Origin of the sequence: Streptomyces sp. NPDC048171, assembly GCF_043202655.1 — a bacterium.
Taxonomy (GTDB): Bacteria; Actinomycetota; Actinomycetes; order Streptomycetales; family Streptomycetaceae; genus Streptomyces.
This window is the reverse complement of the sequence record NZ_JBIDAU010000006.1, coordinates 158,972-181,762: the sequence shown is the minus strand read 5'-3', so window position 1 is coordinate 181,762 and position 22,791 is coordinate 158,972. Positions and strand designations below refer to the sequence as shown.

Genomic DNA, 22,791 nt, shown 5'->3' with positions numbered 1-22,791 from the left:
CCGCGACCAACCTTCCCGAACCCGAGAGGACCCACGTGACCATCGACTTCGCCGCACTCCCGCACGACTTCCTGTGGGGCACGGCCACATCGGCGTACCAGATCGAGGGAGCCGTGGCGGAGGACGGACGTTCGCCGTCGATCTGGGACACCTTCTCGCACACCCCCGGGAAGATCGACAACAACGACCACGGCGACGTCGCCTGCGACCACTACCACCGCACGCACGAGGACATCGAGCTGATGCGGCGCCTCGGCACCAACGCCTACCGCCTCTCGATCGCGTGGCCGCGCGTCGTGCCGGGCGGCGACGGCCCGGTCAACGCGAAGGGGCTGGCCTTCTACGACCGGCTGATCGACGACCTGCTGGCGGCCGGCATCACGCCGTCCGTCACCCTCTACCACTGGGACCTGCCGCAGGCGCTCCAGGACCGGGGCGGGTGGCCCGAGCGCGCGACCGCCGAGCACTTCGCGTCGTACGCCTCCGTCGTCGCCGAACGCCTCGGTGACCGCGTCCAGCACTGGGCCACCCTCAACGAGCCGCTGTGCTCCGCCTGGATCGGGCACCTGGAGGGCAAGATGGCCCCCGGCTGGACCGACCTGACGGCCGCCGTGCGCGCCTCCTACCACCTGCTCCTCGGCCACGGCCTGGCGATGCGCGCCATCCGCGAGGCGGCCCCGGGCGCCCAGGTGGGCATCGTCAACAACCTCTCCACCATCCACGCCGCCACCGACCGCGACGAGGACCTGGCCGCCGCCCGCCGCATGGACGGCCACACCAACCGCTGGTGGCTGGACCCGGTCCACGGCCGGGGCTTCCCCGAGGACATGCGCGAGGTCTACGGCGTCGAACTCCCCGAGCAGCCCGGCGACATGGACCTCATCGGCGCACCGCTGGACTGGCTGGGCCTGAACTACTACTTCCCCCAGACCGTCGCCGACGACCCCACCGGACCCGCCCCCCACGTCCGCACCGTCCGCCGGGTCGGCGTGCCGCGCACCGGCATGGACTGGGAGATCGACGCCGGTGGCATCGAGGAGCTGCTGCTGCGCCTGACGAACGAGTACGGCCCGCGCAGGCTGTACGTCACCGAGAACGGCTCGTCCTTCCCCGACGTGGTCCGCCCCGACGGCACGATCGACGACCCGGAGCGCCAGGAGTACCTGACCGCCCACCTCGCGGCCTGCGCCTCGGCCGCCCGCAGGGGTGCCCCGCTGGCGGGCTACTTCGCCTGGTCGCTCCTGGACAACTTCGAGTGGGCGTACGGCTACGACAAGCGCTTCGGCCTGGTCCACGTCGACTACGCGACCCAGGTCCGCACGGTCAAGGGCAGCGGCCGGCACTACGCGGACATCATCCGCCGGGCGCGGAAGAGCGAGCGCAAGGCGGCCTGACCCCGTGGTGGGGGGGGGGGGGGGGGGGGGGGGCCCCCCCCCCCCCCCCCCCCCCCCCCCGTCCGCGGTTCACGCGCGTGCGGTCGCGTCAGTCGCGTGAGTTGCCGAAGAGAAGCCGGTAGGCGATCAGGAGCACCAGTGCTCCGCCGATGGCGGCCGCCCAGGTGGCGCCGTCGTAGAAGTCCTTGCTGATCGGGTGGTCCAGCCAGCGGGCCGATATCCACCCGCCGATGAACGCCCCCGCGATGCCGATCACGGTCGTGCCGACCAGCCCTCCGGGGTCCCGTCCCGGCAACAGGAACTTGGCGATGGCCCCGGCCAACAGTCCCAGGACGATCCAGCTGATGACGGTCATGCCGTGACCCTGCCCTCTCTCGCGGTGCCCGCACCTTCCCGGTGCCGTGGGCTCTTTCCTTCGCGGTCGCGGTGTTCATGTCCTCTTGGCGGGGAGGACGTTGCGAGCGCGTCCGGTGGTTGCGCTGATCAGTATGGTGCGACCCATGACACCTGCGGGTTCTGAGCTGCGTCGCACGCTGGGTGTGGGAGACGCCGTCGTCGTCGGGCTCGGTTCGATGATCGGCGCCGGGATCTTCGCCGCTCTGGCGCCCGCGGCGCGCGCGGGCGGGTCGGGGTTGCTGACCGGGCTCGCGGTGGCGGCCGTGGTGGCCTACTGCAACGCCATGTCCTCGGCGTGGCTGGCCGCGCGCCATCCGGCCTCGGGCGGCACGTACGTCTACGGGCGCGAGCGGCTCGGGGAGTTCTGGGGGTACCTCGCGGGCTGGTCGTTCATCGTGGGGAAGACGGCCTCCTGTGCCGCCATGGCGCTCACCGTGGGCGCGTACGTCTGGCCGGAGTGGGCGCATGTGGTGGCGGTCGCGGCCGTGGTGGCGCTGACCGCGGTGAACTACGGCGGCATTCAGAAGTCCGCCTGGCTGACGCGGGTGATCGTGGCCGTCGTCCTGGCTGTCCTCGCTTCCGTGGTGGTGGTCTGCCTGGGGTCGGGGCGGTCCGATGCCGGGCGGCTGGACATCGGGTTGTCGGAGGGCGCCGGCGGGGTGCTGGAAGCGGCCGGGCTGCTGTTCTTCGCGTTCGCGGGGTACGCCCGGATCGCCACCCTGGGTGAGGAGGTGCGGGATCCTCGGCGCACCATTCCCCGCGCGATCCCGCTGGCCCTGGGGATCACGCTGGCGGTGTACGTGTGTGTCGCGGTGGCCGTCCTCTCGGTGCTGGGCCCGGTCGGGCTGGGGCAGGCGCCGGCTCCGCTGGCGGACGCGGTGCGGGCGGCCGGTGTGCCGGGGCTCGTACCGGTCGTGCGAGTGGGCGCGGCGGTGGCGGCGCTGGGCTCGCTGCTGGCGTTGATCCTGGGCGTGTCACGGACGACGCTCGCCATGGCCCGGGACCGTCATCTGCCCGAAGCGCTGGCCGCGGTGCATCCGCGTTTTCAGGTGCCGCACCGGGCCGAGCTGGCCGTGGGCGCGGTGGTCGCCGTCCTGGCGGCCACGGTGGATGTGCGGGACGCGATCGGCTTCTCCTCCTTCGGTGTGCTCGTGTACTACGCGGTGGCCAACGCGTCGGCCTGGACGCTCGACCGGTCGAGGGCGTCGCGGGTGGTACCGGCACTGGGTCTGACCGGGTGCGTGGTGCTCGCCTTCTCGCTTCCGGCGGTGTCGGTCGTCGTGGGTGTGGGTGTGCTGGCGGTGGGGGTCGTCGCGTACGGCGTGCGGGGGCAGCAGGTCTCGCGATAGGCGGCCGGGGGGTGAGAGAGACGGGAAGGCCGTGGGGCGGGAGGGCCGTGAGGCCGTCGTGCCCCGGGCTTCTCAGGACGCCTGGGCGGGGGGTGCGGCCGCCGTGGGCCCTCTTCCCGTGCGCAGGGGGAAGTCGGTCCACGGGAGCGGTCCGGGGCCCTCGGTGGCCTCCTCGTACCAGCCCGTGCCGTCGAGCCAGCTGTGCAGCCAGCCCGTGAGGCTCGGGGCATCGACGTACCAGGCGTGGTCGGCGTCGTCGGCGTTGGGCTCGAAGAGGAGGACGGTGGCCTGTGGGGAGCGGCAGTCCACGCAGGCGTACATCGCGCAGCCCCAGTGGGATATCGGCAGGACGCCCTCGGGCCAGGGCCAGTCGGGATCCTTCAGGCCGCTCTCGCGGTGGGCGAGGTACTGGGGGACGGCGGCCGGCTCGCCGGAGGGCGGGTTGTCGAGCAGGGGCAGCAGACCGTACTCCGGGCCGAACCCGCCGTCACCTATGCGCAGATACAGCTCGGCGAGCAGCGGAGGGAGGGAGAAGCCCAGGGCTGCCTCGGCCCGGGGCGGGGTCGTCCCGTCTACGGGTGCGGGCAGGAAATCCCAGCCCCAGGGGCGGGTGTTGCGTGCCTTGTCGGCCACCCGTGCCAGCAACTGCTCGTTCTCGCTCATGCATTCATGATGCAGGCCGCCATCGACAATCGAGCGGGCCTGTGGACAACCCGGAAGTTGTGGACAACGAGCGCTCCAGGCTCGTTCTACCAACCCGTCTGCCGGCTGCCCGCGGTGGCCGTGAACGGCTGGTCCGTCCGTACGATCTCGCGTCCCATCGGGAGCAGCGAGACGGGGATCAACTTGAAGTTGGCGATGCCCAGCGGGATGCCGATGATCGTGACGCAGAGCGCGATGCCGGTGACGATGTGGCCGAGGGCCAGCCACCAGCCGGCCAGGACCAGCCACAGCACATTGCCGATGCAGGAGGGGGCTCCCGCGTCCTGGCGCTCGATTGCCGTGTAGCCGAAGGGCCACAGGGCGTAGACGCCGATGCGGAAGGCCGCGATCCCGAACGGGATGCCGATGATCGTGATGCAGAGCAGCGCGCCCGCGAGCAGGTAGGCGAGGAACAGCCAGAAGCCGCTGAGCACGAGCCAAATGACGTTGAGGATGGTCTTCACTGCTGACGACCTGCCATCTTTTCGAGCCGGGCGATTCGCTCCGCCATCGGCGGGTGGGTGGAGAACATCTTCGACAGCCCCTGTCCTGGTCGGAACGGGTTGGCGATCATCATGTGGCTGGCGGTCTCGATCCGGGGTTCCGGGGGCAGTGGAAGCTGCTTCGTACCCGTTTCGAGTTTGCGCAGGGCGTCGGCGAGGGCGAGGGGATCGCCGGTGAGCTGCGCACCGGAGGCGTCGGCCTCGTACTCCCTGGAGCGGCTGATCGCCAGCTGGATGACGGTGGCGGCGAGCGGACCGAGAAGCATGATGAGGAGCATGCCCAGCAGACCGGGTCCGTCATCGTCGTTGGAGCGTCCGATGGGGATGAGCCAGGCGAAGTTGACCAGGAACATGATCACTGAGGCGAGGGCGCCCGCGACGGACGAGATCAGGATGTCCCGGTTGTAGACATGGCTGAGCTCGTGCCCGATGACGCCGCGCAGCTCACGCTCGTCGAGCAGGCGCATGATGCCTTCGGTGCAGCACACGGCCGCGTTGCGCGGGTTGCGTCCGGTCGCGAAGGCGTTGGGTGCCTCGGTCGGTGAGATGTAGAGGCGCGGCATGGGCTGGCGGGCCTGCGTGGAGAGGTCCCGGACCATGCGGTACAGAGCCGGGGCCTCGAACTCGCTGACCGGGCGGGCCCGCATCGCGCGCAGGGCCAGCTTGTCGCTGTTCCAGTACGCGTACGCGTTGGTGCCCAGGGCGACGAGGACGGCCACGACAAGCCCCGCTCGGCCGAAGAAGCTGCCGATGACGATGATGAGCGCCGACAGTCCCCCGAGGAGTACTGCGGTCCTGAGCCCGTTGTGCCGGCGGTGCACGGTACGCCCTCCAAGTGGTGCGGCAGGGGAACCCTTCGCTTGCTGGTCTCGCTCGCTGTGGTTGCTTCCTGGTCTCCGGTGCCACTGGTGCCGTGGCATCACGTCCAGTGGACCCTTCCGTACTGGTCAACGCCAGGCGAGGGCCACCAGTTCCCCGGCGCTCACGGCGGGGCGCGTGGTCCGTACGGGTGACGGCCGCGGCGTCGGCACGCGTGCGTGGCAGCCGGGTGCGGCACGCGTGGGTGCCGGAGCGGCTGTGCTCAGAAGAGACCGGTGTCGGTGAAGCGGAGGATCAGCTGGGGTGCTCCGGAGAGGGCGACGGCGAGGACCGCGGTCAGGGTGATCGCCGCCGTGAGGGGGACGGGCACGTGGTGGCCGACGGCCGGCTCCTCGGGGGCCCGGAAGAGCTGGGCCGTCCATTGGAGGTAGTAGAAGAGCGCGATCACGACGTTGACCGCCATGACGACGGCCAGCCAGCCGAGCCCGGCGTCGACGGCCGCGGAGAATACCGTGACCTTGGCGAAGAGGCCGATGATGCCGGGCGGCAGTCCCGCGAGGCAGAGCAGGAAGAACGCCAGGAGAAGGGCGGTCAGGGGGTTGGACGCGTACAGGCCGCGGTAGTCGGCGACGCGGTTCAGGGACCTCGTACGGCCCACCAGTGCGGCGACCGCGAAGGCGCCGAGGTTCACGGCGGCGTACATGAGCGCGTAGGCGACGGTGGAGCCGATGGACCGCTCGGGGTCGTCGGAGTACGCGGCGGCAGCGATCGGCACCAGGAGGTAGCCGGCCTGGCCGACGGACGACCAGGCGAGCAGGCGTACCGCGCTGTACGCGCGCGTGGCCTGTTGCCGGAGGGCTCCGACGTTGCCGACGGTCATGGTGAGCGCGGCCAGCGCCGCGAGGGCCGGTCCCCAGACGTCGGCGTAGGACGGCAGGGCGATGACCGTGACGAGGATCAGGCCGGAGAAGCCGACCGCCTTGCCGATCACGGACAGGTAGGCCGCGATCGGCAGGGGCGCGCCCACGTAGGTGTCGGGCACCCAGAAGTGGAAGGGCACGGCGGCCGTCTTGAAGGCGAAGCCGACGAGGGTGAGGACGACGCCGGTCTGGGCGAGCGTATTGAGCTGCCCGTCGACGCTCTGAATGCGGTCGGCCACCTGGGTGAGGTAGAGGGTGCCGGTGGTGGCGTACACGAAGCTGATGCCCATGAGGCTGACCGCGGTCGCGGTGACCGAGGACAGGAAGAACTTGAGGGCGGCTTCGGAGGACCGGCGGTCGCCCTGTCGCAGGCCCACCAGGGCGAAGGCGGGGAGGGAGGCGACCTCCAGGGCGACGATCAGGGTCGCGAGGTCGCGGGAGGCGGGCAGTAGCGCGGCGCCGGCCGCCGAGGAGAGCAGCAGGAACCAGAACTCGCCCTCGGGCAGTCCGCGGTCGGCGTCCTTGACCGCGGTGACCGAGAGGAGCGCGGTCAGGAGGGCCCCGCCGAGGACCAGGAACTGGATGGCGAGGGTGAAGGTGTCCGCGGTGTAACTGCAGACGTCGGCGTCGCCGGTCTGGCAGAACGTCGAGCGGTCGCCGTTCACCAGGGGCAGCAGCATGAGGGCGGAGGCGGCGAGTCCGGCGACCGACATCCAGCCGAGCAGCGACTTGCGGGCGTCCTTGACGAAGAGGTCGGTGACGAGGACGACGAGTCCGACCACGGCCGCGATGGTGGGTGGCGCGATGGCGAGCCAGTCGACGGACTGGACGAGGTTCTGGGCGAGCGGCTGCGAGGCGGTCCCGGCGAGGGGGTGGACCTGGAAGCTCATCGGGTGCCTCCTGAGAGGAGCTGCTGCACGGCCGGGTCGGTCAGCCCGAGGAGGGTCCTGGGCCACAGCCCCGCGACGACGGTGAGGACGACGAGTGGGGTCCAGGCGGCGAACTCGTACGTGCGTACGTCGGCGAGCCTCGGGGCTTCGCGCGGCAGGGCGCCCATGCAGACGCGGCGGACCACGATCAGCATGTACGCGGCCGTCAGCAGGGTGCCGAACGCGGCGATGACCATGAAGGTGAGGAAGGCGGGGCGGCTGAGGTCGTCGTGGGGGTCGAAGGCGCCGAACAGGGCCAGCATCTCGCCCCAGAACCCGGCCAGGCCCGGCAGTCCGAGCGAGGCGACCGCGGCGAAGGCGAGCAGGCCGCCGAGGCGGGGTGCCTTGCCGTACAGGGCGGCGCCGGTCTCCTCGGCGAGGGTGTCGAGGTCGGTGGTGCCGGTGCGGTCCTTGAGGGCGCCGACGACGAAGAAGAGCAGGCCGGTGATGAGGCCGTGGGCGATGTTGGCGAACAGGGCGCCGTTCACGCCGGTCGGGGTCATGGTCGCGATGCCGAGCAGGACGAAGCCCATGTGGCCGACGGAGGAGTAGGCGATGAGGCGCTTCAGGTCGCCCTTCGCGCCCCTCTTGGCCAGGGCCAGGCAGGCCAGGGAGCCGTAGATGATGCCGACCACGGCGAAGGCGGCGAGGTAGGGCGCGAAGGTGCGGAATCCGTCCGGCGCGACCGGCAGCAGAATCCGGACGAACCCGTACGTACCCATCTTGAGCAGAACACCGGCCAGCAGCACCGAGCCGACGGTCGGCGCGGCGGTGTGGGCGTCCGGCAGCCAGCTGTGCAGCGGCCACATCGGGGTCTTCACCGCCAGCCCGATCCCGATCGCCAGAACCGCGATGACCTGCACGGACGTCGTCAGCGACCGGCCGTTGTCAGTGGCGAGTGCCACCATGTCGAATGTGCCCGCCGTGATTCCGATCAGGAGCAGGCCGAGCAGCATGACGACGGAGCCGAGGAGCGTGAAGAGGATGAACTTCCAGGCGGCCCCGGCCCGTCCCTCGCCGCCCCAGCGGGCGATGAGGAAGTACATCGGGATGAGGACCATCTCGAAGGCGAGGAAGAACAGGATCAGGTCGAGGGCGGCGAAGGTCGCGAGGGTGCCGGACTCCAGGACGAGCAGCAGCGCGACGAAGCCCTTCGGGCCGTGGCCCGCGGTCCGTAGCTCCGTCGGCGGCTCCTGCCGCTGCTTGTAGTACGAGTAGAGCGCGCACAGGAAGGTCAGCAGCGCGGTCAGGACCAGGAGGGGGAGGGAGATGCCGTCGATGCCGAGGTGGATGCGCACGTCGAGTGCGGGGATCCAGCTGATGTCCGTGCTGGCCTGCATCTTCGACGGATGGTCGTGGTCGAAGCCGAGCACGAGGACGATCGCGGCGATGAGGACGGCGCCGGTGACGGTGACGCCGTGCCGCAGCACGGCCTGCTCGGGCGACTTCCCCTTCAGCCCGGGCGGGGCGGGCAGCAGAGCGGCGACGGCCCCCAGGAGCGGTCCGACGACGACGAACGCCAGAAGGAACTGCATCACGGACTCGTTGATATCGATCACGCCTGCTCACGCTCCCGTGGCGACGAGGACGGCGGCGACCGCGAGGACGACGGTGCCGGCGAGCAGCGCGCTCACATAGGTCTGCACATTGCCGGTCTGGGCACGTCGTACGGCGGCTCCCAGCCAGCGGGGCAGGGCGCCCGCCCCGCGTACGTAGGTGTCGACGACCTCGCGGTCGAGGAACCGCACGAGGCTCGCGCCGGCCTGGACGGGCCGGACGAAGAGGGTCGAGTACACCGCGTCCAGGTGGAAGCCGGCGGCCGCGTGCCGGTGGAGCGGGCCCAGCAGGAGCCGTCCGGGATCCGACGGGTCGGGGGCGGAGGCGACGTCTCCGTAGGCGGGCTCGTGACTGGCGATGGCCTCGGCTTCCACCAGCGCGGCGTCGCCCTCCGGGTGGGCCGCTACCGCGCCGAGCGGGACTCGGGACGCGAACGAGGTGGTGTGCCGCCAGGCCGCGTAGGTCACGATGCCGCCGATCAGGGCCACGCCCGTGCCGAGCACGGAGGTGGTGAGGGTCGGAGTGAGGTCCCGGCCGTCGAACCAGTCGGGCAGCAGACGGAAGGCGAGCCCGCCGAGAGCGAGTGAGGGGATGGCGAGGACCCAGAGCACGGCGTTCATGACCACCGGCTGCCGGCCGTGGTCAGGAGCCTCGGCGCCCCGCCCGCGGAAGGCCAGCAGCCACAGGCGCGTCGCGTATGCGGCGGTGAGCAGGGCCGTGATCAGACCGGCGACGAGCACCGTCCAGCCCGCGGCACCGGGTGCGTGTTCGGTGTGGCCGGTGGCGACGTGCTCCGCTGCGCCGAGGACGGACTCCTTGGAGAAGAAGCCGCTGAAGGGAGGGATCGCGGCGAGGGCGAGCAGCGCCACGCTCATCGTCCAGTAGGCGTCCGGGACCCGGTCGCGCAGGTTGTGCATGCGGGACATGGCGGCCAGCGAGTTGGTGCCGGCGGCGTGGATGATCACGCCGGCGGCGAGGAAGAGCAGCGCCTTGAAGGCGCCGTGCGTGAGGAGGTGGAAGACGGCGGCACCGCGGTCGCCGGCGGCGAGGGCTCCGGTCAGGTAGCCGAGCTGTCCGATCGTCGAGTAGGCGAGGACGCGCTTGATGTCGTCCTGGGCAAGCGCGGCGAGCGCCGACCCGACCATCGTGACGGCGGCCATGACGGCGAGGACGACCATCGCGGCCCGTGAGGCCTCGAAGAGCGGGAGGAGCCTGGCGACGAAGTAGACACCGGCGGCGACCATGGTCGCGGCGTGGATCAGCGCGGAGACGGGCGTCGGGCCCGCCATCGCGTCGGGCAGCCAGGTGTGCAGCGGGAACTGCGCCGACTTGCCCGCCACACCGGCCAGGAGCAGCAGGGCGATCAGCGTCGGATGGTCGAGGGAGCCGTTCGCGACCGCGCCGAGGATCTTCGTGATGCGGAAGGAGCCGGCCTCGGTGGCCAGCGCGAGCAGGCCGATCAGGAAGGGGACGTCACCGAACTTGGTCACCAGGAAGGCCTTGAGGGAGGCGGCACGCGCCTCCGGGGTCTCCCAGTAGTGGCCGACCAGGAAGTACGAGCAGATGCCCATGATTTCCCAGCCGACCAGCAGCACCATCAGGTCGCCGGAGTAGACGACGAGGAACATGGCGGAGGTGAACAGGGAGACGAGCGCGGCGTACGAGGGGTAGCGCGGGTCGTCGCGCAGGTAGCCCGTCGAGTAGATCTGCACGCAGGTGGCGACGGTGCCGACCAGGACGGCGACGAGGGCGGCGAAGCCGTCGATGTGCAGGGCGAGTTCGACGGGGACCGAACCGGTGGGCGTCAGCTCCGTGGCGGCGTCCACGGCCCGGCCACCGCCCTGGCGGGAGGCGACCAGGACGGCGAGGACGAGGGCGGCCAGGGTCGGCAGGACGGCCAGCGGGCGGACGAAGCCGGGTGCCGTGCGGCCCAGGAGGAGGCCGGCGGCAGCTCCGAGGAAGGGGAGGAGGGGGACGAGTACGGCGAGGGTGGTCGTGGTCACGCGGTGGCCTCAGCCTTCTCGGCGGCCGTCCCGGTCGCGGGGGTGTCGGTGTCGGGGCCGTCCGGTTCGTGGCCCTCGGCGGTGTCGCGCAGCTTGTCGATGTCGGCGGTGCCGCGGTTGCGGTGGACGGCGAGCACGATCGCCAGGCCGATGCCGATCTCGGCGGCCGCGATGGCGATCGTGAACAGGGTCAGGGCCTGGCCGGAGTGCAGGGTCTCCTCGGCGGCCTTGCTGAGCCAGACGTCGAAGGCGACCAGGTTGAGGTTGACGGCGTTGAGCATCAGCTCGACCGACATCAGGACCAGGATCGCGTTGCGGCGGGCCAGGACGCCGTAGAGGCCCGTGCAGAACAGGAGGGCGGAGAGTACGGCGGGATAGGCGAGATGCATCAGCGGTCACCGCCCTTGGCGGCGGCGTTCGGGGCGGCGGCGTCGGCGGTGGGTCCGTCGGCCTTGGGCGCGTGGGTCTTGGGGCCGTCGGCCTGGGGCGTGTCGCTCGTGCGGTCCGCCCTGGCCTTGCGGGACAGGACGATCGCGCCGACCAGCGCGGCGAGGAGGAGGACGGAGAGGGCTTCGAAGGGGAGGACCCAGTTCTGGAAGAGACTCGCTCCGGTGACGGCGGTCGAGCCGGCGGCCGGACCGTCCAGGTCGATCCAGGTCGCGCGGAAGGCGTCGACGACGACCCACACGAGGGCCGCCGCGGCGGCCACGGCCACGGTGAGGGCCGCCCAGCGGTTGCCGGAGTCGGCGTCCGGGGACCGGCCGATGGGCGCCCTGGTGAGCATCAGGCCGAACAGGATGAGGACGACGACCGCCCCGACATAGATGAGGACCTGCACCCATGCGATGAACTCGGCGGTGAGCAGCAGGTACTCGACGGCCAGGCCGCCGAGGGCCACCACCAGCCACAGGGCGGCGTGGACCAGCTGCCGAGTGGTGACGGTGAGGACGGCGGCGCCGAATGTGACCAGGCCGACCAGGAGGAAGGCGATCTCGACGCCGGTCGGTGAGAGGAAGCCGTGTGCGTCGGCGGCCGTGGTCGTGGGGTCCGCGGCCAGGTGGCGGACGGTCGCGGCGAGGGTCATTCCCGGCCCTCCTGTTCCGGCTTCGGCTGCTCGGGGACGGCGGGCGACTCCTGCTGGGCCGGATCCTGGTGGGCCGGATCCTGTTGGGCCGACTCCTGCTGGGCCGCCAGTTTGTCGGCGGTCTTTCGGGCGGCGGCGAGTTCCTTCGGTTCTTCGGCGCCGGGGTCGAGGGCCGGCGGGGCCGGGACGGTCCACATCCAGTCGCGGAGCCTGTCGCGCTCGTGGGTGAGGTCACGGATGTCGGTCTCGGCGTACTCGAACTCCGGGGACCAGAACAGGGCGTCGAAAGGACAGACCTCGATGCAGATACCGCAGTACATGCACAGGGAGAAGTCGATGGCGAAACGGTCGAGGACGTTGCGGCTGCGGTCGCGCCCGCCGGGGGTGGCCGCCGGGACCGTCTCCTTGTGGGAGTCGATGTAGATGCACCAGTCGGGGCACTCGCGGGCGCACAGCATGCAGACCGTGCAGTTCTCCTCGAACAGGCCGATCACGCCGCGGGTGCGGGGCGGAAGTTCGGGCTGGGCGTCCGGGTACTGCTCGGTGACGGTCTTCCTGGTCATGGTGCGGAGGGTGACGGCCAGGCCCTTGGCCAGGCCCGAGCCGGGGATGGGGGCCATGGTTACTGGATCACCACCTTGACGATGCCGGTGAGGGCGATCTGGGCGAGGGAGAGGGGGACGAGGAGGGTCCAGGAGAGCTTCTGGAGCTGGTCCTCACGCAGTCGCGGGTAGGTCACGCGCAGCCAGATCACGACGAAGGCGAGGACCGCCGTCTTCAGCAGGGTCCACACCCAGCCCAGGCCGTCCGCGCCCCAGGGCCCGTGCCAGCCGCCCAGGAAGAGGACCGTGGTCAAGCCGCACAGGACGACGATCCCGGCGTACTCGGCGAGGAGGAACAGAGCGAAACGCAGGCCGGTGTACTCGGTGTAGGCGCCGAAGATGATCTCCGAGTCGGCGACCGGCATGTCGAACGGAGGGCGTTGCAGTTCGGCCAGCCCGGCGACGAAGAAGACGATCGCGCCGACGATCTGCCAGGGCAGCCACCACCACTCGAAGGCGTTCAGGATGCCGACGAGTGAGACCGTGCCGGCCGCCATGGCCACCGAGGCGGCGGTGAGCAGCATCGGGAGTTCGTAGGCGAGGAGTTGGGCGGCGGTGCGCAGGCCGCCGAGGAGGGAGAACTTGTTGGCGGAGGACCACCCGGCCATGAGCGAGCCGAGGACGCCGACGCCCATCACGGCGAGCACGAAGAAGACGCCCGCGTCGACGACCTGGCCGACCGCGCCCTCGCCGGGGCCGATGGGGATGGCCAGGAGCACCAGGAGGTACGGCAGCAGGGCGACCGCGGGGGCGAGCTGGAAGATACGGCGGTCCGCGTCGGCCGGGACCACGTCCTCCTTCTGCGCGAACTTCACACCGTCCGCGACGAGCTGGGCCCAGCCGTGGAAGCCGCCGGCGTACATCGGGCCGAGGCGGCCCTGCATGTGGGCCATCACCTTGTGCTCGGTCTGACCGACGATCAAGGGGAACGTGAGGAAGACGGCGAACACGATCAGGAGGCGCAGGGTGACGTCGAGGGCGTCGTTCACCGCGGGCCTCCTGGGGGGTTCGGGGGGTTCTTGCGGTTCTCGGGGTGCTTCCGGTCCGACTCCTGAGGCGCGTCCGACTCCTGAGGCGCGTCCGACTCCTGAGGCGCCTCCGACTCCTGAGGCGCGTCCGACTCCTGAGGCGACTCCGGCGCGGCCGCGTCCCGCGCGTCGGGAGTCTGCGGCTCCCCGGAGGCGTCGCCTTCGGCGCGCTTGTCCGTCGGCTCGTCGAACGCCGGGCGGTCGTGATGCCACGGGGCGTCCGGACTGCGGGGTGCGGAGGCGGGGGCCTCGCCGGACGCCCCGGTCTTCTCCGGCTGTCCCGCGTCGGTGGCGGCCCGCTGGCTCGCCGAGCCCTGCGACGCGCTTCGGCTGCGTCGAGGCGCCGGCGCCGCCGAAGACCCCTCGGCCGGAGACGTCTGACCGGCCGGAGGCGTCTGGCTCGCCGAGCCCTCCGCCGCCGTACGGGAGCGACGCGGAGTGGACGGCGCTTCGGTGCCGATGTCGGTGTCGGTGCTGGGCGGCGATGCCTGACTGGCGGAGCCCTCGCCCGCCGTACGGGTGCGGCGGACCGGCCGGTCACCGGCCGCGCGAGCCGGGCGTTCTCCGGCCGCACGTCCCGCGCCGCGTGCCGGGCGGGCCGGGGCGGGCGGCAGCTGGCCCTTCTGCGGGCCCCACTCGTTGGGGTCGGGGACGCCCGGCGGCAGCATCTGGCGGCGACGGGGTCCGCCGTGGTCGGACTCGCCCGGTTCCTTGGCACCGGGCCAGGCCTTGGCCACGCGAGCGGCAAGGACGAAGTCCTTCCGCAGCGGGTGGCCCTCGAAGCCCTCCGGCAGGAGCAGATGGTCCAGCGCGGGATGGTCCGCGAACTCGACGCCGAACATCTCGTGGGTCTCGCGCTCGTGCCAGGCCGCGCCCGCGTACACCGCGACGGCGGTGGGCAGGGCCGGGGACTCGTGCGGGACCGTCGTGCGCAGGAGCAGCCGGCGTACGGGTCCCAGGGCCACGACGTGTGCCGCGACGCGGAACCCGGTACCCGGCTCGTCGACCGCGCTCAGCCAGTCGAAGTACGTGCAGCCCAGCCGGTCACGCGCGGTCTCCAGGGCGGAGATCCAGGAGGTCGGCGGTACGTCGACGGTCAGGACGTCGTACGACTCCTCGGCCGTGGCTTCGGGGCCGAAGAGCTCCTCGGTGGCGGCGGGCAGCCAGCCGACCGCCGTCATCGCGCACCCCCTGAGCCCGATCCCGATCCCGAGCCCGAGCCCGATTCCGGTCCGGCCCCCGACCCCGACCCCGACCCCGGCGGTCGCACCAGTCCGCTCTGCAGCGCGGCCGTCGACGGCCGGCCCGACGTGCCGTACCGCTCGCCCAGCGACTCCCGTGCGATCTTCTCCTGGAGCTTGAGGATCCCCTGGAGCAGCGCCTCGGGGCGCGGCGGGCAGCCGGGGACGTAGACGTCGACGGGGATGATCTGGTCGACGCCCTTCGTCACGGAGTAGGAGTCCCAGTACGGGCCGCCGCAGTTGGAGCAGGCGCCGAAGGAGATGACGTACTTGGGCTCGGGCATCTGCTCGTACAGGCGCTTGACGGCGGGCGCCATCTTGTCGGTCACCGTGCCCGAGACGACCATCAGGTCGGCCTGGCGGGGGCCCGGCGCGAAGGGGATGACGCCGAGCCGGATGAAGTCGTGGCGGGCCATCGACGCGGCGATGAACTCGATCGCGCAGCAGGCGAGGCCGAAGTTGAAGACCCAGAGGGAGTAGCGGCGGCCCCAGTTCAGGACGACCTTCATCGGCTCGGGGGCCAAGCGCGCCAGGGTGCCCAGCCGCTTCGGCTCGGGAAGCGGTACGGGCTCCGGGAGCGGTACGGGTCCGGAGGGGTTCACGTCCACGACAGGACGCCCTTCTTGTATGCGTAGAGCAGGCCCACGGCCAGGAAGCCCAGGAAGATGAACATCTCCACGAGGGTCGTCGCTCCATAACCAGGATCGGCGAAGACCGTCGCCCAGGGGAAGAGGAAGATCGAGTCGACCGCGAAAATGACGTAGAGGAACGCGTAGACGTAGTAGCGGACCTGGGTGTGTGCCCAGCCCTCGCCGACGGGGTCCACGCCGCACTCGTACGTCAGCAGCTTCTCGGGCGTCGGGACCACGGGCCGCAGCAGCCGCCCGGCTCCGAAGGCCACGGCGACGAAGAGCACGCCCACCCCGGCGAGCAGTGCGACGACCGAGTAGGACTGGAAGTAGTCCGCGGCGAGCCCGACGGTCGGTTCCGGCACGTGCGCCCCCTCGATCCCTGTCCTGAACGCCTGCTGATCGACGATCTGTACGCACGGGAGTCTAGGGCCTGATAAAGAGACGGTAAGCAGCCCGTCGTACGTTGAGACGTGGGCCGGGGCCGGGGTGGGGTTTTCCTCAGTACATCCCGGCGGTCCACCTCATGGCGCGGTGCCGTGCCGCACGGCACGCTGATCCGTATGACCGAACACCTCGCGACTTCGCCCCCCGCCGGGACCGCCGGTGGGGCGGACGGCGACCGCCTGCCGCCGGCCCGTCTCGCCTTCGACTGGCACACCTGGAAAGAGATCGCCCACCTGCTGGCGAACCTTCCGGCGGCGCTGCTCGGCTTCGTCTATGTCTCGACGGTGCTGTCGGTCGGGTTCGGGTTGACGGTCACGGTGATCGGGCTGCCGCTGCTGGCGGCCGGACTGCTCGGCGCGCGTCAGCTCGGCAAGCTGGAGCGGGCGCGGGCCCGGGCACTGCTCGGAGTGCGGGTGGAGGAGCCCAGTCCGCTGCCGCTGCACGGCGGGGGCGGGTTCTTTCCCCGATTGTGGATGGCACTGAAGGACCCGGTGGGCTGGCGCGCGGTCCTGTACGACTTCATGCGGCTCCCCTGGGGAGTGGTCACCTTCGTCATCACGCTGACGTCGCTGTTCGTGCTGTGGCCGGTGCTGCCGTTCATCGCGCGGGGCCTGGCCAACGCCGACCGGGCGATGGTGCGCGCGCTGCTGTCCCCGTCCGACGAGCTGGAACGGCGGATCGCCGAACTGGAGTCGGACCGCGGGGTCGTGGTGGACACGGCCGCGGCCGACCTGCGGCGCATCGAGCGCGACCTGCACGACGGGGCACAGGCCCGTCTGGTCAACCTGGCCATGGGGCTGGGGCTGGCCAAGGAGAAGCTCCTGGAGGATCCCGACGCGGCGGCGGCGATGGTCGACGAGGCGCACGGCGAGGTGAAGCTGGCCCTTCAGGAGCTGCGGGACCTGGCGCGGGGCATTCACCCGGCCGTCCTGACCGACCGCGGTCTGGACGCGGCGCTCTCCTCGGTCGCCTCCCGCTGCACCGTGCCGGTCAGAGTGACCGTCGACCTGGCGGAGCGTCCGGCGGCGGCCATCGAGGGCATCGCCTACTTCACCGTCTCGGAGCTGCTCCAGAACGTCAGCAAGCACAGCGGGGCGCGTTCCGCCTCCGTGGAGGTGTGGCGGTCGTCCGACCGGCTGCTCATACAGGTGGGGGACGACGGCCAGGGCGGCGCCCGCCTCGACGCCGGTACGGGGATGAAGGGCCTCGCCGACCGGCTCTCCGCGGTCGACGGCCTCTTCGTCGTCGACTCGCCGGAGGGCGGACCGACGGCGATCACGGCCGAGCTGCCGTGGCGCGACCGCACCGCGGCGGACGCGGCTCCCGGCGCGTCCGACGCCGGCCACGCGCGGCCGGCGTCCGGGACGCGGTGACGGACGACACCGCCCCGCACGCGGGGCACCCGGGCGCGCGCACCTCCCCGCCCGAGGTCTCGGGGCCCCGGGGTAGGGAAAACCCCCCTCTCCAGACGCCGACGGGCTCCATGGCCCGTGGAGGCGCGGGCGAGGAGGCTGAAGTTACGACAGCAGAGCCGTAGGACGAGGAGAAGGACGGCACCGATGGCCACGGATTACGGACAGGGTTACGGGTTCGGGAGCGGGCCCGGCTTCGCCGGGGACACCGGGGCGCGCCGCCACCGGCTGCCGGCCGGGCTGCGGGCACCGTTCGAGGCACGCAGCTGGCGTGAGTTCGGCTATGTGCTGGTGGGCCTGCCGATCAGCATCCTGCTCTTCACCTACGCGGTCACGATGGTGTCGCTGGGAGCGGGCCTGCTGGTGACGTTCCTCGGGGTGCCGGTGCTGGCGGCGGCGCTCGCGGGCTGCCGGGGCTTCGGGGTGATGGAGCGGGCGCGGGCCCGGGCGCTGCTGGGGCTCGAGGTGGCCGACCCGGAGCCGCTGCGGGTGCGGAAGCGCGGTGCGATGGGCTGGATGGGGGCCGTGCTCAAGAGCGGCACCTCCTGGCGGAGCCTGCTGTACGCGTTTCTGCAGTTCCCGTGGGCGGTGTTCTCGTTCGTGGTCGCCGTGAACTTCTGGGCGGTCGGGTGGGCGATGCTGACGTACCCGCTCTGGTTCTGGGTGTTCCCGATGTACGCGGGCCAGGACGGGCTCCAGCTCTACGGCGACGAGACGCACCGGATCTACCTGGACAATCCGTTCGAGATCGCCGTGACCGCACTGGTCGGGCTGCTGTTCACGCTGGCGACGCCGTGGATCGTGCGGGCGCTGACGACGGTGGACCGGGTGATGGTGCACGGGCTGCTCGGACCGTCGCGACTGGCGACGCGCGTCGTGGAGCTGGAGTCGGACCGCGGGGTCGTGGTGGACACGGCCGCGGCCGACCTGCGGCGCATCGAGCGCGACCTGCACGACGGGGCACAGGCCCGCCTGGTCAACCTGGCCATGGATCTCGGCCTGGCGAAGGAGAAGCTGCAGGAGGACCCGCGGGCGGCGGCGATCATGGTGGAGGAGGCACACGGCGAGGTGAAGACGGCCCTTCAGGAGCTGCGGGACCTGGCGCGGGGCATCCACCCGGCCGTCCTGACCGACCGCGGTCTGGACGCGGCGCTCTCCTCGGTCGCCTCCCGCTGCACCGTGCCGGTCAGGGTGGAGGTCGACCTCACCGAGCGGCCGGCATCGGCGATCGAGGGCATCGCGTACTTCACGGTGTCGGAGCTGCTGCAGAACATCAGCAAGCACGCGCGGGCCACGGCGGCCGTCGTGGAGGTGTGGCGGGTGGAGAACCGGCTGCTCCTCCAGGTCGTGGACAACGGCGTCGGCGGGGCGGACGTGACGGCCGGCTCGGGACTCGCCGGACTGGCGGAGCGGCTCGACGCGGTGGACGGGATCCTGGTGGTGGACTCCCCGGCCGGGGGGCCGACGCGAGTGACGGCCGAGCTGCCCTGGCGCAACGAGCCGATATCAAGCTGAGGCGCGGCGGCGCGCCCACCCCGCTCTCTCTCTCCCCCCCCCACGCCGCTCCGGGCGGCCCGAGGGCCCCGGAGCGGCTGCGTGGGCGGCCAGGGCGGCCCGGGTGACGCGTTCACCGCGGGGCGAAATCCGGCCATCGTGGCGCCGAAGCCGGACTGTACGGCCGGGACTTGCCGTCCTCTTCCCGTTGCCCCCGGGCATCCGGCCTCCGATGCTGGAATGCTGGACCTGTCGTACGAACGGTTCGTGGACGCGGTGTGGGCCGCGGGGACCGTGAGGCGGACGGGCTGTGGGGGGCCGAAAAATCGTGGAGGACAGGGTGCGGGTGGTCATCGCCGAGGATTCAGTGCTGCTCCGGGAGGGGCTGACCCGGTTGCTGACCGACCGCGGGCACGAGGTCGTGGCCGGTGTCGGCGACGGTGAGGCACTGATCAAGACCATCACCGAGCTGGACGCCCAGGGCGAACTGCCGGACGTCGTGGTCGCGGACGTGCGGATGCCTCCGACGCACACGGACGAGGGAGTGCGCGCGTCGGTGCGGCTGCGCAAGGCGCATCCGGGCCTCGGGGTGCTGGTGCTGTCGCAGTACGTGGAGGAGCGGTACGCCACGGAGCTGCTGGCCGGTTCCAGCCGGGGCGTCGGTTATCTGCTCAAGGACCGGGTGGCCGAGGTGCGGGAGTTCGTGGACGCCGTCGTGCGCGTGGCGGACGGGGGGACCGCGCTGGACCCGGAGGTGGTCGCGCAGTTGCTCGGGCGCAGCCGCAAGCAGGACGTGCTGGCGGGGCTGACCCCGCGGGAGCGGGAGGTGCTGGGGCTGATGGCCGAAGGCCGGACGAACTCGGCGATCGCCCGGCAGCTCGTCGTGAGCGACGGAGCGGTCGAGAAGCACGTCAGCAACATCTTCATGAAGCTGGGTCTGTCCCCGAGCGACGGTGATCACCGGCGGGTGCTGGCCGTGCTCACGTACCTCAATTCGTGACTCCCGGTTCCTGATCCCCAGGGGCCGCGCACCGTGGCCCGGCGGCGCTCCCACTCGTCCGGCTCATCCGGACGAATGAGAAACCGGAGCGTGGGCGGGGGACGTCGTCATGGGTGTCGAGGGGCGGGAAATTCCCGGAATTACAGGGCTGTGGGCCATCTCGAAGTCGTGTCCATCATGCGAATCTCCACCGGAAGTCAGCATCCGCGGACGTAGGGTTGATCCTGGGACGGTCGCGGGAGACCTGTCCCCGGACAGCCGCCTCGAGGGAGGTCCAGTTCAGTGACCAGCCAGGTCAGCAGCCCAGCGGAGCAGGCCGACGGAACCGACGAGACCGTCGTGGGAGCGCAGCGCAAACCGGTCGGGGCGAAGGACGTCCGCCGGCTGGACCGGGTGATCATCAGGTTCGCCGGGGACTCGGGCGACGGGATGCAGCTCACCGGCGACCGTTTCACCTCGGAGACCGCGTCGTTCGGGAACGACCTGTCGACGCTGCCGAACTTCCCGGCCGAGATCCGCGCGCCCGCCGGCACCCTGCCCGGTGTCTCGTCCTTCCAGCTGCACTTCGCCGACCACGACATCCTCACCCCGGGCGACGCCCCCAACGTGCTGGTCGCGATGAATCCGGCCGCGCTGAAGGCGAACGTCGGCGATCTGCCGCGCGGCGCGGAGATCATCGTCAACACGGACGAGTTCACCCGGCGGGCGATGCAGAAGGTCGGCTACGACACATCTCCGCTGGAGGACGGTTCCCTCGACGGCTACCACCTGCATCCGGTCCCGCTGACCACGCTGACCGTCGAGGCGCTCAAGGAGTTCGACCTCAGCCGCAAGGAGGCCGAGCGCAGCAAGAACATGTTCGCGCTCGGGCTGCTCAGCTGGATGTACCACCGGCCCACCGAGGGCACGGAGAAGTTCCTGAACACGAAGTTCGCGAAGAAGCCGGACATCGCCGCGGCCAACATCGCGGCCTACCGCGCGGGCTGGAACTTCGGGGAGACGACGGAGGACTTCGCGGTCTCCTACGAGGTGGCGCCGGCGGCGACGGCGTTCCCGCCCGGCGTGTACCGCAACATCTCAGGGAACCTCGCCCTGTCCTACGGGCTGATCGCGGCCTCCCGGCAGGCGGACCTGCCGCTCTTCCTGGGCTCGTACCCGATCACCCCGGCGTCGGACATCCTGCACGAGCTGAGCCGGCACAAGAACTTCGGGGTGCGGACCTTCCAGGCCGAGGACGAGATCGCCGGGATCGGCGCCGCGCTGGGTGCCGCGTTCGGCGGCTCGCTGGCGGTCACCACCACCTCCGGTCCCGGCGTGGCGCTCAAGAGCGAGACGATCGGACTCGCGGTCTCCCTCGAACTGCCGCTGCTGGTCGTGGACATCCAGCGCGGCGGGCCGTCCACCGGTCTGCCGACCAAGACGGAGCAGGCCGACCTGTTGCAGGCGATGTACGGACGCAACGGCGAGGCGCCGGTCCCGATCGTCGCACCGCGCACCCCGGCGGACTGTTTCGACGCGGCGCTGGAGGCGGCGCGGATCGCGCTGGCGTACCGCACCCCGGTCTTCCTGCTGTCCGACGGCTACCTGGCCAACGGCAGCGAGCCGTGGCGGGTCCCGGAGACGGACGAGCTGCCGGACCTGGCGGTGCAGTTCGCGCAGGGCCCCAACCACACGCAGGACGACGGCACCGAGGTCTTCTGGCCGTACAAGCGCGACCCGCAGACCCTGGCCCGGCCCTGGGCCGTGCCCGGTACCCCGGGGCTGGAGCACCGGATCGGCGGCATCGAGAAGCAGGACGGTTCCGGGAACATCTCGTACGACCCGGCCAACCACGACTTCATGGTCCGCACCCGGCAGGCCAAGATCGACGGCATCGACGTCCCCGAACTGGCGGTCGACGACCCGGGCGGGGCGCGGGCCCTGGTGCTGGGCTGGGGCTCGACGTACGGCCCCATCACCGCCGCGGTGCGCCGGCTGCGCAGGGCCGGGGTGCCGATCGCGCAGGCCCACCTCCGCCACCTCAACCCCTTCCCGCCCAACCTGGGCGAGGTGCTGAAGCGGTACGACAAGGTGGTGGTCCCCGAGATGAACCTCGGTCAGCTCGCCACCCTCATCCGGGCGAAGTACCTGGTCGACGCCCAGTCGTACAACCAGGTCAACGGCATGCCGTTCAAGGCGGAGCAGCTCGCCGCGGTGTTGAAGGAGGCCATCGATGACTGACGCCAACGCGCTGCTCCACCTCGTCCCCAGGGCCGAGGGCAAGCAGTCCATGAAGGACTTCAAGTCCGACCAGGAAGTGCGCTGGTGCCCCGGCTGCGGCGACTACGCCGTCCTCGCCGCCGTGCAGGGCTTCATGCCCCAGCTCGGCCTGGCGAGGGAGAACATCGTCTTCGTCTCCGGCATCGGCTGCTCCTCCCGCTTCCCGTACTACATGAACACGTACGGGATGCACTCCATCCACGGCCGTGCCCCCGCCATCGCGACCGGGCTCGCCGCCTCCCGCCGCGACCTGTCCGTCTGGGTCGTCACCGGTGACGGCGACGCGCTCTCGATCGGCGGCAACCACCTCATCCACGCGCTGCGCCGCAACGTCAACCTCAAGATCCTGCTGTTCAACAACCGGATCTACGGGCTGACCAAGGGCCAGTACTCCCCCACCTCCGAGGTCGGGAAGATCACCAAGTCGACCCCGATGGGGTCGCTGGACGCGCCCTTCAACCCGGTCTCGCTGGCCATCGGCGCGGAGGCGTCCTTCGTCGCCCGGACCGTGGACTCGGACCGCAAGCACCTCACGGAGGTGCTGCGCCAGGCCGCCGAGCACCCGGGCACGGCGCTGATCGAGATCTACCAGAACTGCAACATCTTCAACGACGGCGCCTTCGACGCGCTCAAGGACCGGGAGCGGGCCGAGGAGGCGGTGATCCGGCTGGAGCACGGGCAGCCGATCCGGTTCGGCGCCGACGGCGCCAAGGGCGTGGTGCGTGATCCCGGGACCGGTGACCTGAAGGTCGTCACCGTCACCGCGGACAACGAGGCGGACGTCCTGGTCCACGACGCCCACGCCACCTCGCCGACCACGGCCTTCGCCCTCTCCCGGCTGGCCGACCCGGACACCCTGCACCACACCCCCATCGGGGTGCTGCGCTCGGTGGAGCGGCCGGTCTACGACACGCTCATGTCCGACCAGCTCGACGCCGCCGTCGAGCGGGACGGGAAGGGCGACCTCGCCGCGCTGCTCGCGGGCAACGACACCTGGACGGTCGTCGGCTGAGAGCGACCACT

21 protein-coding genes are annotated in these 22,791 nt (G+C 71.3%); 7 read left to right on the top strand and 14 right to left on the bottom strand.

Features of this window, described 5'->3' with window-relative positions; all coding sequences use genetic code 11:
* The first annotated feature begins 35 nt into the window (after window positions 1-35).
* Window positions 36-1,394, top strand: a complete 1,359-nt coding sequence (locus ACGF3J_RS18340; RefSeq protein ID WP_393854422.1) for a GH1 family beta-glucosidase — start codon at window positions 36-38, stop codon at window positions 1,392-1,394.
* A gap of 88 nt (window positions 1,395-1,482) precedes the next feature.
* On the opposite strand, the gene ACGF3J_RS18335 is transcribed toward ACGF3J_RS18340, so the two are convergent.
* Window positions 1,483-1,749 carry a GlsB/YeaQ/YmgE family stress response membrane protein gene (locus ACGF3J_RS18335; protein ID WP_386931391.1) on the bottom strand — a complete coding sequence of 89 codons (267 nt, stop codon included), beginning with the start codon at window positions 1,747-1,749 and terminating at the stop codon, window positions 1,483-1,485.
* A 145-nt stretch (window positions 1,750-1,894) separates the two neighbouring features.
* Here ACGF3J_RS18335 and ACGF3J_RS18330 point away from each other — a divergent pair, with 145 nt between their 5' ends.
* On the top strand, window positions 1,895-3,139 hold the full coding sequence (locus tag ACGF3J_RS18330; protein WP_393854285.1) for an APC family permease: 1,245 nt from the start codon (window positions 1,895-1,897) through the stop codon (window positions 3,137-3,139).
* A 72-nt stretch (window positions 3,140-3,211) separates the two neighbouring features.
* On the opposite strand, the gene ACGF3J_RS18325 is transcribed toward ACGF3J_RS18330, so the two are convergent.
* The 13 genes from ACGF3J_RS18325 to ACGF3J_RS18265 form a co-directional block, all read right to left on the bottom strand.
* The gene (locus ACGF3J_RS18325) at window positions 3,212-3,802 is read right to left on the bottom strand and encodes an SMI1/KNR4 family protein (protein ID WP_393854284.1); all 591 of its coding nucleotides are present in this window, start codon (window positions 3,800-3,802) and stop codon (window positions 3,212-3,214) included.
* Between the two features lie 86 nt (window positions 3,803-3,888).
* On the bottom strand, window positions 3,889-4,305 hold the full coding sequence (locus tag ACGF3J_RS18320) for a YccF domain-containing protein (protein WP_393854283.1): 417 nt from the start codon (window positions 4,303-4,305) through the stop codon (window positions 3,889-3,891).
* Window positions 4,302-5,165: a zinc metalloprotease HtpX gene (gene htpX / locus ACGF3J_RS18315; RefSeq protein WP_393854282.1), complete on the bottom strand. Its 864-nt coding sequence runs from the start codon at window positions 5,163-5,165 to the stop codon at window positions 4,302-4,304. The genes ACGF3J_RS18320 and htpX overlap by 4 nt, the downstream gene beginning before the upstream one ends.
* A 260-nt stretch (window positions 5,166-5,425) precedes the next feature.
* The gene (locus ACGF3J_RS18310) at window positions 5,426-6,973 is read right to left on the bottom strand and encodes an NADH-quinone oxidoreductase subunit N (RefSeq protein ID WP_393854281.1); all 1,548 of its coding nucleotides are present in this window, start codon (window positions 6,971-6,973) and stop codon (window positions 5,426-5,428) included.
* The gene (locus ACGF3J_RS18305; protein ID WP_393854280.1) at window positions 6,970-8,571 is read right to left on the bottom strand and encodes a NuoM family protein; all 1,602 of its coding nucleotides are present in this window, start codon (window positions 8,569-8,571) and stop codon (window positions 6,970-6,972) included. Before ACGF3J_RS18305 ends, ACGF3J_RS18310 begins: the two co-directional genes overlap by 4 nt.
* A gap of 6 nt (window positions 8,572-8,577) precedes the next feature.
* A complete protein-coding gene (locus tag ACGF3J_RS18300) occupies window positions 8,578-10,572 on the bottom strand; it encodes an NADH-quinone oxidoreductase subunit L (protein WP_393854279.1) in 1,995 nt (664 codons plus the stop codon).
* A complete protein-coding gene (gene nuoK, locus ACGF3J_RS18295; protein WP_234957991.1) occupies window positions 10,569-10,961 on the bottom strand; it encodes an NADH-quinone oxidoreductase subunit NuoK in 393 nt (130 codons plus the stop codon). The genes ACGF3J_RS18300 and nuoK overlap by 4 nt, the downstream gene beginning before the upstream one ends.
* A complete protein-coding gene (locus tag ACGF3J_RS18290; RefSeq protein WP_393854278.1) occupies window positions 10,961-11,656 on the bottom strand; it encodes an NADH-quinone oxidoreductase subunit J in 696 nt (231 codons plus the stop codon). Before ACGF3J_RS18290 ends, nuoK begins: the two co-directional genes overlap by 1 nt.
* On the bottom strand, window positions 11,653-12,276 hold the full coding sequence (locus tag ACGF3J_RS18285) for a 4Fe-4S binding protein (protein WP_393854277.1): 624 nt from the start codon (window positions 12,274-12,276) through the stop codon (window positions 11,653-11,655). The genes ACGF3J_RS18290 and ACGF3J_RS18285 overlap by 4 nt, the downstream gene beginning before the upstream one ends.
* 2 nt (window positions 12,277-12,278) lie before the next feature.
* Window positions 12,279-13,247, bottom strand: coding sequence for an NADH-quinone oxidoreductase subunit H (locus ACGF3J_RS18280; RefSeq protein ID WP_386931401.1), 969 nt, complete (start codon window positions 13,245-13,247; stop codon window positions 12,279-12,281).
* Window positions 13,244-14,467 carry an NADH-quinone oxidoreductase subunit C gene (locus tag ACGF3J_RS18275; protein ID WP_393854276.1) on the bottom strand — a complete coding sequence of 408 codons (1,224 nt, stop codon included), beginning with the start codon at window positions 14,465-14,467 and terminating at the stop codon, window positions 13,244-13,246. The genes ACGF3J_RS18280 and ACGF3J_RS18275 overlap by 4 nt, the downstream gene beginning before the upstream one ends.
* Window positions 14,464-15,135 (bottom strand): NADH-quinone oxidoreductase subunit B, encoded by a 672-nt coding sequence (locus ACGF3J_RS18270; RefSeq protein WP_393854275.1) that lies wholly within the window; start codon window positions 15,133-15,135, stop codon window positions 14,464-14,466. Before ACGF3J_RS18270 ends, ACGF3J_RS18275 begins: the two co-directional genes overlap by 4 nt.
* Entirely contained in the window at window positions 15,126-15,521 is a 396-nt protein-coding gene (locus ACGF3J_RS18265) for an NADH-quinone oxidoreductase subunit A (protein ID WP_386931404.1), read from the bottom strand. The genes ACGF3J_RS18270 and ACGF3J_RS18265 overlap by 10 nt, the downstream gene beginning before the upstream one ends.
* A gap of 198 nt (window positions 15,522-15,719) precedes the next feature.
* Here ACGF3J_RS18265 and ACGF3J_RS18260 point away from each other — a divergent pair, with 198 nt between their 5' ends.
* The 5 genes from ACGF3J_RS18260 to ACGF3J_RS18240 all read left to right on the top strand — a co-directional run bounded on the left by ACGF3J_RS18260 (window position 15,720) and on the right by ACGF3J_RS18240 (window position 22,780).
* Window positions 15,720-16,976, top strand: coding sequence for a sensor histidine kinase (locus ACGF3J_RS18260; protein ID WP_393854274.1), 1,257 nt, complete (start codon window positions 15,720-15,722; stop codon window positions 16,974-16,976).
* A gap of 186 nt (window positions 16,977-17,162) precedes the next feature.
* On the top strand, window positions 17,163-18,530 hold the full coding sequence (locus ACGF3J_RS18255) for a sensor histidine kinase (protein ID WP_161326366.1): 1,368 nt from the start codon (window positions 17,163-17,165) through the stop codon (window positions 18,528-18,530).
* Between the two features lie 319 nt (window positions 18,531-18,849).
* Window positions 18,850-19,509: a response regulator transcription factor gene (locus tag ACGF3J_RS18250; protein ID WP_277343293.1), complete on the top strand. Its 660-nt coding sequence runs from the start codon at window positions 18,850-18,852 to the stop codon at window positions 19,507-19,509.
* A 282-nt stretch (window positions 19,510-19,791) separates the two neighbouring features.
* Entirely contained in the window at window positions 19,792-21,729 is a 1,938-nt protein-coding gene (locus ACGF3J_RS18245) for a 2-oxoacid:acceptor oxidoreductase subunit alpha (protein WP_161326365.1), read from the top strand.
* Complete coding sequence (locus ACGF3J_RS18240) at window positions 21,722-22,780, top strand: 2-oxoacid:ferredoxin oxidoreductase subunit beta (RefSeq protein WP_161326364.1); 1,059 nt, start codon at window positions 21,722-21,724, stop codon at window positions 22,778-22,780. The genes ACGF3J_RS18245 and ACGF3J_RS18240 overlap by 8 nt, the downstream gene beginning before the upstream one ends.
* The last annotated feature ends 11 nt before the right edge of the window (window positions 22,781-22,791 follow it).

What these genes read in the sequence shown, in the direction of transcription:
- ACGF3J_RS18260 (WP_393854274.1), top strand. Translation starts at nt 15,720, where the DNA reads ATGACCGAACACCTCGCGACTTCGCCCCCCGCCGGGACCGCCGGTGGG.
- ACGF3J_RS18275 (WP_393854276.1), bottom strand. Translation starts at nt 14,467, where the DNA reads ATGACGGCGGTCGGCTGGCTGCCCGCCGCCACCGAGGAGCTCTTCGGC.
- nuoK (WP_234957991.1), bottom strand. Translation starts at nt 10,961, where the DNA reads ATGCATCTCGCCTATCCCGCCGTACTCTCCGCCCTCCTGTTCTGCACG.
- ACGF3J_RS18330 (WP_393854285.1), top strand. Translation starts at nt 1,895, where the DNA reads ATGACACCTGCGGGTTCTGAGCTGCGTCGCACGCTGGGTGTGGGAGAC.
- ACGF3J_RS18255 (WP_161326366.1), top strand. Translation starts at nt 17,163, where the DNA reads ATGGCCACGGATTACGGACAGGGTTACGGGTTCGGGAGCGGGCCCGGC.
- ACGF3J_RS18325 (WP_393854284.1), bottom strand. Translation starts at nt 3,802, where the DNA reads ATGAGCGAGAACGAGCAGTTGCTGGCACGGGTGGCCGACAAGGCACGC.
- ACGF3J_RS18335 (WP_386931391.1), bottom strand. Translation starts at nt 1,749, where the DNA reads ATGACCGTCATCAGCTGGATCGTCCTGGGACTGTTGGCCGGGGCCATC.
- ACGF3J_RS18285 (WP_393854277.1), bottom strand. Translation starts at nt 12,276, where the DNA reads ATGGCCCCCATCCCCGGCTCGGGCCTGGCCAAGGGCCTGGCCGTCACC.
- ACGF3J_RS18290 (WP_393854278.1), bottom strand. Translation starts at nt 11,656, where the DNA reads ATGACCCTCGCCGCGACCGTCCGCCACCTGGCCGCGGACCCCACGACC.
- ACGF3J_RS18310 (WP_393854281.1), bottom strand. Translation starts at nt 6,973, where the DNA reads ATGAGCTTCCAGGTCCACCCCCTCGCCGGGACCGCCTCGCAGCCGCTC.
- ACGF3J_RS18240 (WP_161326364.1), top strand. Translation starts at nt 21,722, where the DNA reads ATGACTGACGCCAACGCGCTGCTCCACCTCGTCCCCAGGGCCGAGGGC.